Consider the following 15,891-nt stretch of genomic DNA (forward strand, 5'->3'; position numbering starts at 1 on the left):
CCTGATATTTACCTTCATCCGGCAGCAATTGCGTTAAAAACCTCTCTTAGTTGACAATTTTTATTAGTCAATTCAGTTAGCTATTTCCCCTTCCGAATACCCTGAAAATACAGTATAATCATCTGTTTATTTGTCACATAGGAGTTATTATGGCTATTGAGCGAACATTATCGATTATCAAACCTGATGCGGTCGGTAAGAACGTTATTGGTGAGATTTTGAGCCGATTTGAGGCGAATGGGTTACAGATTATTGGGGCAAAAATGCTACGGTTATCTAAAGATCAGGCCCAACAATTTTATGCTATACACAATGAACGCCCGTTTTTTAATGATCTGGTCGATTTCATGATCTCAGGTCCTGTGATGGTCCTTGCGCTTGAAGGTGAAGACGCGGTATTACGTAATCGCGAGTTAATGGGTGCTACAAACCCTAAAGACGCTGCTCCAGGAACGATCCGTGCAGACTTTGCTGATTCTATAGACGCTAATGCTGTTCATGGCTCTGATAGTCTTGAGAATGCGACTGTTGAAATCAAATTTTTCTTTAACAACGACCTGTTGCCGAGAAATGCTGAAAATTGAAAATAACAGTAAAATCAATCTGTTAGACTTCAATCGTCAAGCGTTAGGTGAGTATTTTGCTCAAATTGGCGAAAAGCCTTTTCGAGCTCAACAAGTCTTCAAATGGATGCACCAAGTGGGCGAAACGGATTTCGCCGCGATGTCAAATCTCAGTCTAGCCTTACGAGAACGATTGGCTGAAACAGCAGAAATTAGAGTTCCTGAGCTGGTCACTGAACAAAAGTCCAGCGATGGGACATGCAAATGGCTGCTGCGTCTCGCTGATGGCAATTGTATTGAAACGGTTTATATCCCTAGTCATCGAAATTCTCAGTCAGAATCTGAGGTTAATGATGAACCTCCCGATCTCGTGTTGTCACGAGGCACTCTTTGTGTGTCTTCTCAAGTAGGATGTGCTTTAGATTGCAGTTTTTGTTCTACAGGTAAGCAAGGCTTTAGCCGAAATCTTACTGTGGGTGAAATCATTGCTCAGGTGTGGTTCGCGACTCGATCGTTGGCAAAATCAGGTTCAGCGAATGAGCATGCTGTCACCAATGTAGTGATGATGGGAATGGGAGAGCCCTTACTCAACTATGATAACGTTGTAGCTGCGATGGACATTATGATGGATGATTTAGCTTACGGTTTGTCGAAATATCGCGTGACCTTGAGTACCTCCGGACTGATTCCTGCCATGCGAAAACTAAAAGAAGATAGCCCTGTGTCTTTAGCCGTTTCTTTACACGCAGCCAATGATGAGCTTCGCAATATCTTAGTTCCGGTTAACAAAAAATATCATCTTGCTGATTTAATGCAGGCTTGCAAAGATTATTTTATTGGGCAAAATAAGCGTTATGTTACCTTTGAGTATGTTATGCTGGCTGGCGTTAATGATCAGCGAGAGCATGCTCAACAGCTCATTGAATTGGTGAAAGGAGTGCCTTGTAAAATTAATTTGATTCCTTTCAATCCATTTCCAAAAACAACGTATGTTTGTTCAAGTACAAAAGTGATTGATGAGTTTCAGAGGATTTTAATGAACGCGGGATTAAATACCATCGTTCGAAGGACTCGAGGCGCAGATGTAGATGCTGCTTGTGGACAACTTGTAGGAAAAGTGACCGACCGAACACAGCGAAGTGCTAAATGGGCTCAGAAAACTATGATTCCTATCGTAGTAGAGGAAGCTCAATCTGCGAATTAATATTTGATGGAATACATAGTAGTTTCCTCCATAAGAGTGAACTTCTAGCCAATAGATAACTTGGAGAGTGGAAATGATTGATAATGAGTCAAACGACGAAGCAAGCACTGATGAAGTGCCCAGAGAAAAGCTGGGAGTCACTCTTCAACGTGCTCGAGAGTTTAAAGGCCTGAGAACTGAAGATGTTGCTCATCGATTAAATTTAAGTACACAACGCATTTATGATATGGAAAATGATGATTATCGTTTTGCTGGTGCTGAGACCTATGCAAAAGGTTATTTACGTTCTTACGCGAAATTATTAGGGCTTGATCCTGATTTGCTCGTACGCGAATTTGACCGATTAAAATATACTGACACAATTGAGCGCCACGAAACGAAACTACTTGTGAGACGTCAATTTTCTTCAGGCGATCGATGGATACGCTGGGTAACTTATAGCATCGGAATGATTTTGATTTTTTTAGTGGCGATTTGGTGGCGTGGGCAACCTAATCACTCTATTGCACCTACTGTTGCGACTGATTCCACTGATCAAACAAGCACAGATATTACTGCTCAAGCGACACAAAAAACAGAAGCGACGAATAATCAATCTACTGAAGCGCAAAGTGAAAGCACTAGTCTTTTGCCTAAATCTGAAGCTCAACCCAATAGTCTTGAGTCTTCTTTATCGCAACCAGGAACTCAAACAAAAGATTCTGATAGTAAAAAGACGACCACTCAAACTCCAGATCCAGCAGCAACTCAGAAAGAAGCAAATACTGTTACATCGTCTACGACTGCAGATCCAAAATTATCGTCGAATCAAAATACTACAAAACCAACGGCTGTTACTCCTGCAGCTGCAGATGAAGAAAGCGACGATTCCGAAGAGAGTGATGAAGACACTGATACAAATGCCGATAGCTCCACGATCACGAAAAAACACAGTTGGTATCAAATCAAACCGTTTAAACCTAAAGTGTTAGTTGGACAGCGAGATCGAGAAGAGCGGGCACTACTTCAAGAACTCGAAAAAGTATTTGGTAGAGGATAAAAAACGTGGTAGCTATCATCCAAGCAATTCGAGGAATGAATGATATTCTGCCCTCACAATCCCCCTATTGGCAGTATATTGAAAAATTATTAGCTGATTTGATGGCGCGATACACCTATCAAGAAATTCGATTACCCGTTTTAGAACAAACAATTTTATTTAAACGCACGATCGGTGAAGTGACAGATATTGTTGAAAAAGAAATGTACACTTTTACTGATCGAAATGAAGATCAACTCAGTTTGCGTCCTGAAGGAACTGCAGGAACTGTACGTGCTTGCATAGAGCACGGTTTATTAAATTCGCAGCAACGATTTTGGTACTTAGGCCCGATGTTTAGACGAGAACGACCACAAAAAGGCCGCTATCGTCAGTTTTTTCAATTCGGTGTCGAATCATTTGGAATTTCTGGTCCTGATATTGATGCTGAACAACTTTTTATGATGGCTCGATTTTGGAAAGAATTAGGAATTGAAGAACACGTTCGTCTGGAATTAAACTCGCTAGGGACATTAGAAACCCGTCAACGTTATCGTGAAGATCTTGTTCGTTATTTTAGTGAAAATATTGAATTATTGGATGAAGATTCTCAACGACGTTTAACGTCGAATCCCCTAAGAATTCTTGATAGTAAAAATCCTGCTATGAAATCACTCATCACGAATGCACCTATTCTACCCGATTATTTAGATGATGAATCAAAGGCGCATTTTTCAGGACTGCGCGATTTGTTGGATGCAGCTGGAATAAAATATGTTTTAAATCCGTACTTAGTTCGTGGGCTCGATTATTACGGAAGAACAGTTTACGAATGGACAACAGAACAATTAGGTGCTCAAGGTACATTATGTGCAGGTGGTCGTTATGATTCTTTAGTCGAAACTTTAGGCGGGAAAGCGACTCCGGCTGTAGGTTTCGCCATGGGTTTGGAAAGGGTGATATTGCTATTAGAATCCATTTATACTCCTGATGATAAACCTCATGTTTATATGATTGTTATGGGAGATAATGCAATTCAAGCAGGATTATTGTTAAGTGAAAAATTGCGTGACCAAATGCCTAATTTACGTTTAGTAATGAATTGTGGCGGTGGAAATTTTAAAGCCCAATTTAAAAGGGCAGATAAAAGCGGAGCAAAAATAGCGTTCATTATTGCTGAAGATGAATTAGCGCGTGGTGTGGTTTCGGTGAAATATTTACGTGAAGAACGTGAGCAAGAAACACATACGCAAGATAAATTAGCTGCTTTAATTAAGCAATCATGTTTTGAGTAAGGTCAGACCTGGATACTGCAAAAATTAATTCAGGTCAAATAAAGAGGAGGATATTTTATGTCAGTGTTAGCGAATGAACAGGAACAGATAGAGGCTATCAAAAATTGGTGGAAAAATTACGGAAAAATTTCTTTATTAGTTTTCTTGATCGGAATTAGTGCTTCGTACGGATGGAGAATGTGGCAGCGATCTCAATCTGCTTTTAATGAGCAGGCGTCGCTGATTTATGATCAAATGTTATCGAGTTTCAATCAACATAATCAAGATGCGTTGATTGCTCAAGCGAATTCGTTAGCAACTGATTACAAAAAAACACCTTATGCAAGTATGGCTGATTTTATGTTGGCTCATCTTGCTGTAGAAAAAGGCGATTTTGATAAAGCGTACAAAGAATTAAAAGTCATCATGGACAATAGCAAAGATTCAAAAATTCGCCAAATTGCACGTGTTCGTGCAGCTCGAATTTTACTCGCGAAACATGAGTTGAAAGAAGCGTTGGCTCTTTTAGATAAAGTGGATGATTCTATTTTCCTGCCGCAAATCAACGAGGTGAAAGGTGATATTTTTGTTGCAATGGGTGATACGACTAAAGCACGTGATTCGTATAAAGCAGCATTGAATGCAACAGAAAAAGGCGAATTTAACCGTTCACTGCTCGAGATGAAGTTTGAGCAATTATCTGCTCACTCGAATGCATTAGCTTAGGAGAAAAATATGCGAATTAAAAGTCGATTAGTAGCGTTGTCATTAATAACCCTAATTTCAGGGTGTGCAATGGATGATCGTGAAGTTGAACGTGTAGCACCACTTGCAAAATTTAATTCTTCGATGAATGTCGGAGTTGCTTGGAGCTCCTCATCAGGTGGTGGACGTGGAACCAGCGGGCATTATTTACGAATGCAGCATGATATTGCGCATGAAAAAGTATATACGGCGAGTTATCAAGGTGTAGTGACTGCATCGAATGCCAATACCGGAAATATTTTGTGGAAAAAAGAATTAAAACAAAATATTAGTAGCGGTGTTGCTGTTCAAAATAATTTAGTGGTTGTGGGAACAACAAACGGTTCCGTTATTGGATTAAATGCACATAATGGGAATGAAGTTTGGCGAGCTCAAGCTCCTAGCGAAGTAACAGCCACACCTCGAATCGCAGGTGATAGAGTATTAATTAAAACTGAAAGTGGTGATCTTCTAGCGCTAGATAGTGCAACAGGACATCATCGATGGTCTTTTCACCAAAATCCTCCTGAATTAATGCTTCGTGGAAGTAGTGCGCCAACTGTTGTAGGCAATCGTGTTTTAGCAGGATTTTCAGATGGCCAACTCGCTTCGTTAAATTTAGAAAACGGTCGACTCTTGTGGAGTCGTGCTATTGCTTTACCACATGGTGCGAGTGCTGTTGAACGTTTAGTCGATATTGGCAGCGAACCGATAGTGCGAGATGGCATTATTTATGTTGTAACCTATCAAGGTAAATTAGCCGCGTTGCAATTGCATGATGGAAGTTTGATCTGGGAACATGAAATGTCTTCCCAGGTTGGATTGGCAGTCGATGCGTTATCTGTGTACGCCGTTGATGAAAATAGTCATGTCTGGGCCTTGGATCGACAAAGCGGTCGTGTTCGTTGGCATCAAGATCAGCTGGAAGGTCGAGGCTTAACTCAACCTGTGCTGCATTCGGGTGGGCTCGCTGTTGGCGATAATGAAGGCTATGTTCATTGGCTATCAGTTCAGAATGGTCAGTTTTTAGCGCGTCATTCAGTCGATTCAAAACGATTATTAGCGACACCACAAATCTACGGTAACCACCTTATTGTACTGTCTAGCAGTGGAAAATTAGTCTCGATCAAGTAGACTTAGGGGGCGTTAGAAGGAGAAGTGGGCAATTAGAGACTTGACCCCTTCCCCTCTGCCCTTCATTTATCCCTGATTTTAGGTTATAATAACGCCTTATTTTAAGAGAAAACCATTATGATTCCCGTAATTGCCATCGTAGGGCGTCCCAATGTCGGCAAATCGACCTTATTCAATCGTCTCACCAAACGACGCAATGCGTTGGTTGTTGATCTACCGGGTGTGACTCGCGATCGGCAATACGCTGAAGCAACCTACGAAGATAAAAAATTTATTGTGATCGATACAGGCGGAATTGAAGGGGAAGACGAAGGTATTGTTAGTAAAATGATGGAACAATCTTGGCAAGCTGTGAATGAAGCAGAAATGATACTATTCATGGTAGATGGAAAAGATGGAATTTCTCCTGATGATAATAAAATAGCGAAACGTCTTCGTTCATTAAATAAAAAAACCATCTTGATAGTGAATAAAACAGATGGTCGTGATCCTGATGTCGCTAAATCGGATTTTTACGAATTGGGTTTTGCTGATGTTATTGCTATAGCTGCGAGTCAAAATCGTGGCATTCAATCGATGCTCGCCCAGGTTATATCAGAATTATCTTTTCCTGAAGATAGCCTAGAGCTTGATGAAGAGAAAGGGATTCATATTGCGATAGTAGGTCGTCCTAATGTTGGAAAATCTACATTAGTCAATTGCATATTAGGTGAAGAACGAGTCGTGGTTTTTGACGAAGCCGGAACGACACGTGATAGTATTTTTATTCCTATGGAGCGAGATAAAAAAAATTATGTGCTTATAGATACAGCTGGAGTGCGACGTCGCGCAAAAGTGACAGAAGTAGTAGAAAAATTTTCAGTGATTAAAAGTCTGCAAGCCATCGAATCAGCACATGTTGTCGTGATGGTTATCGATGCTCGCGAAGGTGTTATTGACCAAGATTTGCGATTAATCGATTTTATTTTAGAAGCGGGGCGGTCTTTAGTCATCGCGATCAATAAATCAGATGGATTATCGACAGAGCAGCGAAAAGTAATGACAAAAGATATTGACAGAAAATTAGAATTTGTTCGTTTTGCTGATATTCTGAATATTTCTGCACTTCACGGAACTGGAATTCGAGAATTATTTCGTGGTATCAACACTGCTTTTAAACATGCAATAACTCGAATATCAACGCCAAAATTAAGTCGCATTTTAGAGGACATCGTGCGTCAGCATGCGCCACCGATGGTGCGAGGGCGGCGAATTAAATTGCGATATGCTCACATGGGTGGAGTTTGTCCTCCAATCATTGTGATTCACGGAAATCAAACGACCGATCTACCGGAATCTTATCAACGCTATTTAATCAGTGCTTATAGAAAAGCTTTGGGTATTAAGGGCACTCCAATTCGGCTGTCTCTAAAATCCGGCGAAAATCCATTTGAAGGTAAACCAAATCAACTCACTGATCGACAAATACGAAGAAGACAACGCCTGATGAAGCGAGTAAAATAGTTGATAGATAAGGATTTCAAACACACTAAATGGATAGGAATTTCAATACCACTTTTTGGCACGAAACTTTGCTGAATCTTTCCCATAACAATTCAACAATTATTAGCATCAATTGCTGGTGGCCGCTTCCATTTGGGTAAGCCGAAGTTGCCGGTTGCGGTATAAGATAAAGGCGATTGCCGGTAGTAATAGGGCGCTTATACCGAGGGCAAAGAGGGTACTGTAACTCCAGCCCGCATTGACTGGTAGATTATCAGGGGCTACAAATCCAACTATGATGGTAAGGGTGCAACCGAGTAGCCCAAAGCCGCACGTTAACCACATACCTATTTTTTTTCCTGGAATTTCAAAAGGGCGCTCGACGTTTGCGAATTTATAACGTAGGCACAGAGCCGCAAAAAACATTAGAACATACATCAACATGTAGAGTTCAGTGCTTAAATCAGTTAATAGCCAATAGGCCGTATTAACACTGGGGACTAAGAAATAAGAAGATGTGAACAAGCTTACAAGGATTGCTTGTAAAATAAGAATTCGGCTTGGAACGCCCTGTTTATTTTCTTTTGCGAGGGAGGTAGGTAAAAATTGATTTTTTGCAGCGAGCAGCAATCCTTTTGCAGGTGAAATTATCCAGTTGATCATGCCACCAAGGCTGCCAAGTAATATCATAATCGCAACCACAGGTAAGCATGCCGATAAATGATAGCTCGCTAGAAAATGTTGAAAAGTTTGCATCACACCTTCGACTAAATTGATTTTATCGTGTGGCAAAACAAAGGCAATGGCGAGAGAGCCCATGATCATAGTTGCCATGATGAGCACCACTGAAATCAGTAAGGCCAGTGGAAAGGTACGACGCGGATGCTTCACGTCATTGACATGAACTGCTGCTAATTCCATTCCGAGATAGGATGTCATGATTGCGGTTAGTGAAGACCAGCTTTTTGATTCGTGCAGCTGTGGCAACAATGAGTGCCAATCCAATTTTATTTGCAGTGGATGCCCACTTATCCACCAAGTCGTTGCGAGAGCAATGATGAACGCCATGGGAACTATCATGCCGGCAATGGCGCAAAAACTGGCAAAACTCGCAGAGGTTTTTAACCCACGTAAATTGATGAATGTCATTATCCAAAATGTGGATAGAATGACACTAAGCAAATACCATTTATTACTGGCTAAGGCTGGGTTCACCAGAAAAGCAGCTGTTGCTGCAATAAAAGATAAAATGGTGGGGTACCAAACCATCGTATTGATCCATTGCAACCAAATGGCAAAAAAAGCGGCGTTATCGCCAAATGCAAGTCTAACCCAGCCATAAATGCCACCTTCACCAGCAAAACTGGATGAAAGCTCTGCAGACACGAGAGCAACCGGAATCAGGAAAATCAAAGCTCCAAGCAAAAAATAAAAGATTAATTCACTGCCGAATAAAGCCGAGACAGGCAAATTGCGGATGCTGTCAATAGAGCCCGTGATTAACATTACGAGCGCAAATAAATGAATTTTAGGAAGTTGTGTTTTAGTCATTATGCTACTCTATCAAGTTTAATGAGAAAATTATACCCGATATATAGGAATTTCAAACGCAATTTTCCTCATTGCAAATCGCTTTTTTGAATCATCGTTTGCGTACTCGAGCCTCAACTTGATCTGAATCTTCTTTGCTTAAATTATAAACATCTGAAAACTGTTTCTACTCGATGAATTATCCAATGCAGCACTACTTATTTTAATGAAAGACAAACACCTTCCCACTCAAGAACTGGGAATTCTAGCAACTGCCATCGAAGACAGTCATTATTTATCATCACATCCAGGAATGAATGAACTCAGTCATCTTGCAACAGAAATGTGGTTAAAGCTTGACGAGGAGTCAATTCCAAAAAATGCTATTCGTGATTCCGAGATTGCACCACCCCTCATCTCCTGATTTAACGTGGTCCGGATTGTGGAGTAGATACAGTAATTTTTTGTTTTGCAGTTTCGATATGCTTTTCCATTTCTTTAATCATAGCCTCCGGGGCAAGATCTTTTTTATGGAGTTCATGAAGCCCTTGTGCTTGTTGTTCAAGTGACTCAAATGTTGATCTGAATGATTTGAGTAATTTAGTAGCAGCAAGGACCGAATTTACGGGTATAGTTTCTTGAACTTGTTCTCTTTTAAAGCGAGATCTTGGATCACTGGGATCTTTAGTCGACTCTTGATGGGGGATTTTTGGGTCGGAATGTTTTCTATCAAATTCTGCTCTCAAGTCAGCCATATGATTCAACTTTTCTTGATCACTAAGGTTTGGTTTTGAAGTCGTTAAATCAGTTTCCATTTCAGCCAATACTCGATTTCGATACGTATTAATGACCATTAATGTTTTAAGTTCTAAATCATGTAGACTTCGAGTCGCGAGATAATCGGGCTCAGGCATCGTTTTTTTCTCTGTCTCTGTATGGGTTTGTTGTGCATATGAATTTTCAAGTATCGATTGAATATGAGCGCGTGGAACAGGGGTAAGTAGTGTTTGGATTTCAGCTGGATTGAAATTGTAATTTAATTGTTTTGCTCTGTTGATTACGCTTGTAGAAGCAACTACTTGTAGAAATTTAGTGATAGAAACGAAATAAACTCTATTAACAATAAGAGATCTATTTTGATATTGTTGAAGAGCAGCAGATAGTGTGACTTTTTCCTCGCGTAATTGATGTAATTCTGTTTCGGGTGAAATTCTTTCGGCAGTAAGTGGAATATCAGTATCATCATCTGAAAAAGTTGCTGAGAGTTCGTCTTCAAAGCGTTTCTTTTCGATTTGTTCTATTCGTTGAATTACTAATAAGAGCATTTGATGCATTGCAACAAGCTGAAATATTTGATCAAAAATTTGACGTATTACTAAACTATAAGGGCCTTCCAAAGCAAGTTTGTAAAGATCTTGATGGAGCGTTGAAAAATTGACAATATCCGCTGGAGTAAAATTCAATGGAATGGGTATATTGGGTGAGACTGCTTTTTTAATGACTGATGCTAGTAACTCAAAATGAGGTTTTAGTGGATCAGAACTTGAGTGTATATCCAAATGATTATTTTGCATGCGGTCTTTAAACATAGCCAAAATCCTGTATTGCTATACTTGTGCTAATTATAGCATATACGATATTGAGGCTAGTCTATTCTGATGGTCTCAGTTCAATTCCCGGAATAATTTCTGACAAAATCGATGAAATTCTCGATTTAGTTTGCTTGGATATAATAAAAATAGAGCAGAGCATTGTGAGAGCTGAAAAGCTACCTTTAACCGATGATCTATCCCAAAGTGACCATTGGCTTGAGTGAGTGAAGGCAACTGCTGAAGCCATGGGGGATCAACTTCATACACCTTCGCTACTAAACGTGCCCAGGTTTTCGACCCTGCTTTGAGTTGCGGCTTCAATATCAGCTTGCTGGCGGCTGCTTCGATTTTAAGATTGTGTTGTGCCAGCACATGTTAGACTCGAGTTGCATGGAGAGTGAATTTTTAGCATTTTTTATCCTGAGAGATGATCTCAGGTCTGGGTGTTTGTATTGAAAATTCATGATTAAGAGAGTTACTTGGATCACTAGAGCCTGTACATAAAAACATAAAAAATAATAATATAGCGGTATATAATATATCGCTTAACAGAAAAAAACGTTGAAGATGGCTCTCGAAAATTATTACAATTATGGGCGATAGTCAAAAGTATCTAATTATAGAGGGATGAGCGATGGAAGTGCAAACTGAGACAAGCTTCTTATCAGAGCTGAGTTTTGTGAGCATCAAGAACTATTCTGATAGTATGATAATGACTCTTTTGCCGCATATTGAAGAGCTACTCACAACAGCTGAATTGCACGCGCCCCCGAATACTCTTGCTAGTGCTGGGATAGGAAGAGTATCAGAGATGAAAGAAATCTCTGCCGTTGTTAGTATTCATCAATCTAGTACTACAGAAAAAACATCCGCCCGCACTTATTCAGTGAAGGAACATCCTCTCGAGATAGTTCTCAAAACAGTACCGGATGAAAAAACTCTCCAAAGCTTAATGCGCTTAGTAGGTGAATATTCACCCACATCTATGTCTGTTGAAGCATCATGTTTTCTTGAGAATTTTCTGGAGAAAAATCACTTATTTGATAAATTCAAGTATCAACGTTCAGGTATAAGGATAGTCGTTAATATTCCTAAACAAACATTCAAGCCATTATATGGATTACCAGCTCCATTTAGTTATTTTACCGGCAGAGAAAGTGAATTGAAGGAATTGGAAAAGAACGCAGACAAAGTACAGGTTATTTCAACAAATGAAACTGCTAAACTTAATAGTCCTCCGAGAGAATATCTTAATGCACAAATATCTGGGACGGGAGGAATAGGCAAAACTCAATTAGTCAATTATTTTGTTAGGAAGCAGTTTAAGGATAAAGTATATGATTGGGTGATATGGTTGAATGGCGGAGAAGATGATGCTACAGCAGAAAGTAATCTGAGGTCTCAGTTGACATCATTAGGCCAATCTTTAGGATTAGATGTTGAATTGAGTTTAGATGTTCTCTGCCAGTTAATTTACGATCGACTCTCCGAAAAAGGTCGTGGAATAGTGGTAGTTGACAATACACCGAGATACGCAATAATCAAACAATTTTTACCGGAGCAATTTGAGCATACTGAAATTGCTGTTATACTAACAACAAGAAATAGTCTTAGTTTTGGTCCCCAGTTAAAAAAAATAATTTTAGATGTCTTTACACTTGAAGATGCAAAAGTTTATATAGGCAAGATGATAGAGGGTGTTTCTATCGATGATGCAGAACTATTAGCAAATACCCTAGATCGTTATCCTCTGGCCATAACGTCGGCGATTTGCTACATAACTAGCAGTGAATGTACTATTCCGGAGTATTGCTATCGTTATTCTGCTATTAAACTAGCACAAAAAGAATACTTAGAAACTCCTGTTTCTGAAGATGATCCTTATCTATTAGAACATATCAAACGTAAAAGGAAGTATGAGGCATCGATTTCAGCGGTTGTTCGCCTTGCTCTCGATCAAATAAAAGTTATGTGTACTGAAACGATCAGTTTTGAACTCGTAGAAACGATATTGAAAAGTTCTTCATACCTTTCACATGAAGATGATATCCCAAAAGTATTACTAGGAAAATGGCTGCCTGATGATGAAGGCGATTTAAAAATTAATAAAGCACTGGAATTATTGCGTCGATTTAGCTTACTCCAAGAAGGAGGTGAGAGAGAGACATATATTATTCATAAGGTAATACAAGATGTATTGAAGTTAGGAGACTCTCGCGAAGATTCGGGCAAATTATTACTATTATCGGCTAATTATATTAAAGACTATTTAGGTCATTTAGATGTAAGATTCGAAGCAGCAGTAATAACGCCCTCAGATGAACGTAAATTATTAGTAATTAGACCTCATGCTGTCGCTCTGAGCAAGAGTTTATCTTTGCAACCAAGAATCGATACCTTTCTTGAAAGTGAAGCAATGATTCATGAAGTTGCTGGAATATCTTTAAAGATATTAGGCGAATACACTCTATCTAAACAATGTTTTGCAGCGCAACTTGATTGTTATGAAAAGATGACTGGATTTCCTACCCTGGCGTACTGTAATTGCAGAGTGAATCTAGCTAATCAATTAAGATGTTGTGGTGATGCAGAAGCTGCGGTAAAAATGCTTCAGGAAACACTGGTAGTTCTTACACATCAATATGGAAATAACATTGATAAGACCTATAGCAGTTGGCTCGCATTAGCAAATGCATTAGCTCAATGTGGCGATAAGAATACAGCTTTATTGATAGTTGAGCGTTTATTGCCCTATCTTACACTTACTTACGGGGAATCAAATTTTATCCTAGCGGGTGAATATTCAAACCTAGGCTGGTTGAAAGTCTCATGTGGTAACCCGCAAGGCGGTGCTGAGTTGATTGAAAAAGCGATACCGATTTTCAAAGAAGCCTATGGTGATGATCATTATATTGTAGCAGGAACGAACATGAACTTAGGTATAGCCCTAAGTCAGTGCGGTGATTGGAGAAATGCGATATTAAGACTTGAAGAAGCATTACCAATCCTCAGAAGACATTTTGGTAATAATCATCCTGATGTCGCAAAATGTTTAATGAATCTTGCGACAACTACATTTATTTCCGGCAATAAAAAAGAAGCTAAATTACTCTATGAAGAGGCAATTTTGATCTTCAAAACCAATTTTGGTATGAACCATTATAATGTGGCTCAATGCTTAGACGGCTTAGGTAAAATAATGATTGAGCGTGGAGATTACCAAGATGCCATTAAGACCTTGAAGGAAGCTATATCTATTTTTAAGATCAGACTGGTTGAAGGTAACATCGAGATTGAAAAAGCAAGAATAACGCTAGGTTTAGCAATGTTAGGAAATGAACAACTAGAGGAAGCTAAGTCGATTATTGAAAGTGCCTTATCAGCGCTTAAATCTATATTAGGGCCACGCGCTAATCAAATCGCTTATGGCTTAATGTCATTAGGTCAAACTATGTTAGCTTGCCATGATCCACAAGCAGCAATAACCCAACTGAATGAAGCGTTAGATATTTTCCGCTCAACTACTCCAAATAACCATGAATATATTGGTCGATGCTTATTTTTCTTAGGTAAGGCAACTTCAGAGAATGAGGGTGAACCTCTCAAAGCAAGAGAATTGCTTCAAGACGCCCTATTACTATTTCGATCTTATACAGCGATTTCAAAATATGAACTTTCAGAATGTCTACGTTATTTAGGATTAGCCACTCTTCGCTGTGGTGATTTGAAGAAGGCATTAGTGTTATTTAAAGAAAGCTACTCAATCTATAAGATTGATCTCTTCGACAAAAATAGCACCATGACTCATAAATTCATATATGATGTTGCGAAACAAATGTTAGATTCCGGACATGCTCTCGATGCTGTGAATTGCTATAAAGAATTATTAGATATGCTCCAGTCTTCACCTAATGCAGAGCCATCAGAAATCGGCATCTGCTTAAGATATATGGGGCGAGCAATGCTAAATATTAATCTATCAGAAGCTAAGGATGTGCTTGAAAAAGCATTACCAATACTTGAAAAATATAAGCTCCTTACAGAGGCAGCAATTTGTATGAGCGATATAGGATTTTCTTTGTTGGACACCGATCCTCGTATGGCTGGAGTTCCACTCGAAAAAGCCTTGCCTATTCTTAAATCATCACTAGGTGAAGACCATATTGAGGTAGGACTTTGTTTGAGGAGTCTGGGTTTTGTATTACTCCGCTCAGATCACACAGATAAGGCAGAGGCTAGATTTAATGAAGCTTTGCCTATTCTTAGGAAAGAAAAACACTCTCAATGTGGGAATTGTTTGCTTAATCTAGGTTCTATTATGATGAGTAAGGACTTAAAAAAGGCGAAGATATTATTCGAAGAAGCATTGTCTCTTCTCAAGATTACCTTTGGTGATAGACATAGTGATGTGGCTATGTGTCTCCAAAATTTGGGATGGGTTAATATCTACCTGAATAATTATGATGCTGCAGTAGTGGTTTTTAAAGGGGCTTTACTTATCTTTGAAGATAAATTAGATCCATATAATCCTTCTATCGCAGGATGCCTAATGGGATTAGGTAAGGCTTTGTTAATGTGTAATGATCCAGAACAATCAAAAAAATACTTAACAAGAGCGTTAACAATTTTTAAACAATCGTTTCCAGATACTCATCAACATGTACGAAACTGTTCACAGTTCTTATCTGAAGCAACCATGACATGTAGTTTGTTGAATGATAATGGGCATAATCCAGGTAAAGAAATACGTGTAGCAGCGGCAAATGGAAGTTCTGATGAATTAAAAAAATTACTCACTATTAATAAAAAGTACACTAATATCCCTGATGGCGTCCCTGGGAAGGGACTAACTGCACTACATTGGGCTGTAAAACGTGGTCGCCCGGATAATGTAGAAGTGTTGCTAGAAAACATAGGGTTTACTTCTGTAAAAGATGCAAGAGGATTCACAGCGTTAGATTATGCTATCGAGGGTAAAAACATACAAATATTACAATGTTTTTTATTTTTCTTACTGACTCATTATGCAAAAGAAACGGGCGGTGAGTCTAGTATGCTAGCCCCAGTCTGTGTAAAACATAATAATGAGTCTGCGCTAAAGTTATTAATTTTTTTACACTGGCCAATCGATGGAGTGGATGCAAAAACCGGACAATCAGCATTACATATAGCCGTTATTCAGGGAAATAAAAAATTCGTAAAGATGTTAATAGAGGCTGGTGCAGATCCTCGTCAAGAAGATCACAAAGGACAGTCAGCGATTACTCTCGCTGAAAATAATAGTGATATATTAGAAATATTAGCAATAAATCTAAATCAGTCATTAAAACTATAGGTTCTAGAATATAGA

At 39.1% G+C, this 15,891-nt stretch carries 12 protein-coding genes; 9 read left to right on the forward strand and 3 right to left on the reverse strand.

What is annotated here, in order from left to right; all coding sequences use genetic code 11:
* Positions 1-149: 149 nt before the first annotated feature.
* From ndk to der, 7 genes are all read left to right on the forward strand, one after another.
* Positions 150-584, forward strand: coding sequence for a nucleoside-diphosphate kinase (gene ndk / locus K2X50_04720; GenBank protein MBX9586542.1), 435 nt, complete (start codon positions 150-152; stop codon positions 582-584).
* Positions 571-1,767, forward strand: coding sequence for a 23S rRNA (adenine(2503)-C(2))-methyltransferase RlmN (rlmN, locus tag K2X50_04725; GenBank protein ID MBX9586543.1), 1,197 nt, complete (start codon positions 571-573; stop codon positions 1,765-1,767). The genes ndk and rlmN overlap by 14 nt, the downstream gene beginning before the upstream one ends.
* A gap of 73 nt (positions 1,768-1,840) precedes the next feature.
* Positions 1,841-2,806, forward strand: coding sequence for a helix-turn-helix domain-containing protein (locus K2X50_04730; GenBank protein MBX9586544.1), 966 nt, complete (start codon positions 1,841-1,843; stop codon positions 2,804-2,806).
* Between the two features lie 35 nt (positions 2,807-2,841).
* A complete protein-coding gene (hisS, locus tag K2X50_04735) occupies positions 2,842-4,080 on the forward strand; it encodes a histidine--tRNA ligase (protein ID MBX9586545.1) in 1,239 nt (412 codons plus the stop codon).
* 57 nt (positions 4,081-4,137) lie between these two features.
* A complete protein-coding gene (locus K2X50_04740; GenBank protein MBX9586546.1) occupies positions 4,138-4,785 on the forward strand; it encodes a tetratricopeptide repeat protein in 648 nt (215 codons plus the stop codon).
* Positions 4,786-4,794: 9 nt separating this feature from the next.
* Positions 4,795-5,937: an outer membrane protein assembly factor BamB gene (bamB, locus tag K2X50_04745; GenBank protein MBX9586547.1), complete on the forward strand. Its 1,143-nt coding sequence runs from the start codon at positions 4,795-4,797 to the stop codon at positions 5,935-5,937.
* A 117-nt stretch (positions 5,938-6,054) separates the two neighbouring features.
* Entirely contained in the window at positions 6,055-7,440 is a 1,386-nt protein-coding gene (gene der / locus K2X50_04750; GenBank protein MBX9586548.1) for a ribosome biogenesis GTPase Der, read from the forward strand.
* 108 nt (positions 7,441-7,548) lie between these two features.
* On the opposite strand, the gene K2X50_04755 is transcribed toward der, so the two are convergent.
* A complete protein-coding gene (locus K2X50_04755; GenBank protein MBX9586549.1) occupies positions 7,549-8,970 on the reverse strand; it encodes an APC family permease in 1,422 nt (473 codons plus the stop codon).
* Between the two features lie 205 nt (positions 8,971-9,175).
* Between K2X50_04755 and K2X50_04760 the strand changes: the two genes are divergently transcribed.
* The gene (locus tag K2X50_04760) at positions 9,176-9,373 is read left to right on the forward strand and encodes a hypothetical protein (protein ID MBX9586550.1); all 198 of its coding nucleotides are present in this window, start codon (positions 9,176-9,178) and stop codon (positions 9,371-9,373) included.
* A gap of 1 nt (position 9,374) precedes the next feature.
* On the opposite strand, the gene K2X50_04765 is transcribed toward K2X50_04760, so the two are convergent.
* Positions 9,375-10,538: a hypothetical protein gene (locus K2X50_04765; protein MBX9586551.1), complete on the reverse strand. Its 1,164-nt coding sequence runs from the start codon at positions 10,536-10,538 to the stop codon at positions 9,375-9,377.
* 75 nt (positions 10,539-10,613) lie between these two features.
* Positions 10,614-10,913, reverse strand: coding sequence for a hypothetical protein (locus K2X50_04770; protein MBX9586552.1), 300 nt, complete (start codon positions 10,911-10,913; stop codon positions 10,614-10,616).
* A 262-nt stretch (positions 10,914-11,175) separates the two neighbouring features.
* Between K2X50_04770 and K2X50_04775 the strand changes: the two genes are divergently transcribed.
* On the forward strand, positions 11,176-15,876 hold the full coding sequence (locus K2X50_04775) for a tetratricopeptide repeat protein (protein ID MBX9586553.1): 4,701 nt from the start codon (positions 11,176-11,178) through the stop codon (positions 15,874-15,876).
* The last annotated feature ends 15 nt before the right edge of the window (positions 15,877-15,891 follow it).

The sequence above is a fragment of the Gammaproteobacteria bacterium genome (genome assembly GCA_019748175.1).
Lineage (GTDB): Bacteria > Pseudomonadota > Gammaproteobacteria > JAIEPX01 > JAIEPX01 > JAIEPX01.

Excerpts from the sequence above, each read along its gene's own strand:
- ndk (MBX9586542.1), top strand. The coding sequence starts at position 150 with ATGGCTATTGAGCGAACATTATCGATTATCAAACCTGATGCGGTCGGT.
- rlmN (MBX9586543.1), top strand. The coding sequence starts at position 571 with ATGCTGAAAATTGAAAATAACAGTAAAATCAATCTGTTAGACTTCAAT.
- K2X50_04730 (MBX9586544.1), top strand. The coding sequence starts at position 1,841 with ATGATTGATAATGAGTCAAACGACGAAGCAAGCACTGATGAAGTGCCC.
- hisS (MBX9586545.1), top strand. The coding sequence starts at position 2,842 with ATGAATGATATTCTGCCCTCACAATCCCCCTATTGGCAGTATATTGAA.
- K2X50_04740 (MBX9586546.1), top strand. The coding sequence starts at position 4,138 with ATGTCAGTGTTAGCGAATGAACAGGAACAGATAGAGGCTATCAAAAAT.
- bamB (MBX9586547.1), top strand. The coding sequence starts at position 4,795 with ATGCGAATTAAAAGTCGATTAGTAGCGTTGTCATTAATAACCCTAATT.
- der (MBX9586548.1), top strand. The coding sequence starts at position 6,055 with ATGATTCCCGTAATTGCCATCGTAGGGCGTCCCAATGTCGGCAAATCG.
- K2X50_04755 (MBX9586549.1), bottom strand. The coding sequence starts at position 8,970 with ATGACTAAAACACAACTTCCTAAAATTCATTTATTTGCGCTCGTAATG.
- K2X50_04760 (MBX9586550.1), top strand. The coding sequence starts at position 9,176 with ATGAAAGACAAACACCTTCCCACTCAAGAACTGGGAATTCTAGCAACT.
- K2X50_04765 (MBX9586551.1), bottom strand. The coding sequence starts at position 10,538 with ATGTTTAAAGACCGCATGCAAAATAATCATTTGGATATACACTCAAGT.
- K2X50_04775 (MBX9586553.1), top strand. The coding sequence starts at position 11,176 with ATGGAAGTGCAAACTGAGACAAGCTTCTTATCAGAGCTGAGTTTTGTG.